Source organism: Vibrio sp. Vb1574, assembly GCF_033338675.1.
Genome location: NZ_JAWOTC010000145.1, coordinates 1 through 1604 on the forward strand (window position 1 = coordinate 1; position 1604 = coordinate 1604).

At 45.9% G+C, this 1604-nt stretch carries 2 protein-coding genes; both read right to left on the bottom strand.

Annotated features, from left to right (window positions below; translation table 11 throughout):
- A partial coding sequence (locus R7O12_RS24270; protein ID WP_318126595.1) for a class I SAM-dependent methyltransferase occupies positions 1–566 on the bottom strand: 566 nt, incomplete at its 3' end.
- Between the two features lie 123 nt (positions 567–689).
- On the bottom strand, positions 690–1604 hold a 915-nt coding region (locus tag R7O12_RS24275; protein WP_318126596.1), incomplete at its 5' end, for a phospholipase D-like domain-containing protein.

Here is a 1604-nt window from a genome sequence, read left to right on the forward strand (position 1 = left end):
CTGAATACATGCCAATGTTTAGGCGTCCCGACTATGGTGGTGCCATCTTCATCTCTTTCATGCATGGAGACGATGTCATAGCCTTCAAAACATTGCTCGACTTGCTGGCGAGTGAGTGAGGTTAGATGAGCATGCGAGTTTGAATCAACCCAAGAATCGTTCACGCCTAAAAAGTCTCCGCAGAAAACACCACCTGATGGCAAAGAAGAATCGATTTGATTCCACACGTTTTCAAAGTGCGCTTTTGGACAAAAGAACAGGCTGGCGCTAGCAATAAATAGGGTGCACTTAGGGTAATCAAAATCGCTGAAACACGCTTGCGAGATGGAGAAGTTCGACTGTTCAGAAAAACGCGTCTCACAGGTTTTTATTGCATCTGAGTTGTTGTCGAATGCGTGAACACGAAAGCCTTGTGCGAGAAGAAAATTGGAGTCTCTCCCTGTACCGCAGCCAGCGTCAACGGCAATTTTCTTTGCTAATGTGTGAAATTGTAGGGCTTTCTCTACATTGACCCTGTGTGGTTGTTGAGCGACTTTTTGATAGTACGGATCCCATGAAACTGACATTGAATTTCCTTTTCGTTATAAAAAACGCCATTCAAATTTGAATAGCGTTTTTGCTGTCTTTGAAGCTAGCCTACACAACTCTATTTTTTGCGGCGCTAACGGAATGTAGAGAATGTGACCGAGTTAAAGTTGATCTTCTATTGGCAAAATGCCGGAGAACCAAGCGCCTAATCGGCGAAAAACGCCTGCTTCGGGTTCCGAATCATATTCCTCACCAGTTTTGGTGTTTGTCCAAACAATGTCTCCGTCACGTAGAGTGAGTCGATAAGCGTTGTCTTTCAGTTGGCTGGGTAATTTTGCCAAAAACGTTTGCACGTATTCCGGTTGTTCAATCACAACGGCCATTTCGGTATTCAAAGCCGCAGATCGAGGGTCCCAGTTCATAGAGCCGACGAACAGTGTTTTGTCATCAATCGTCATTGCCTTTGCGTGTAAGCTCGCGCGGCTACTACCTGTTAAGCTCCATTTACTCTTGAGCTTCGCGCTGGATTTCACTTCCCAAAGTTTGATGCCGGATTCGAGCAAATCTTCACGATATTTGGCGTACCAGCCATGAACGGCAAAGACGTCATTCGACGCAAGGCTGTTGGTTACGATGGTGATGTCGACACCTCGCTTAGCTGCATTCGTCAGAGCTTTTGTGCCAGCTTCTGTTGGGATGAAATAAGGCGAGATGAGCACGAAAGAGTGCTCAACACTTTTTAATAGCTCGGTTAAGTTTCCGACTAACTGACTATCGTGTGTCGTGACTTTATCTGGCAAATCGAACCAAACTTGTCCATCACCCCAGTACAAGTTCAGTTTGCCTTGTTTGAGGTCTTGATACATATCCAAGGCGGTAAAATCGTATCGGCCAGAAGAGAATTTCTCTTGCAAGTTCAGTTTGGTGACTTGTTTTTGAATCGCGGCATCGGAGACGCTTTGAGATTCTGGCGATATCCACTCCATCGGCACGGCGTGTACGCTGTTCCAATAAAGATCAAATTGATCTGCCGTTTGCTGCACGGCTTCCCCGTAGAGCAGTAAATCGAAGTCGCC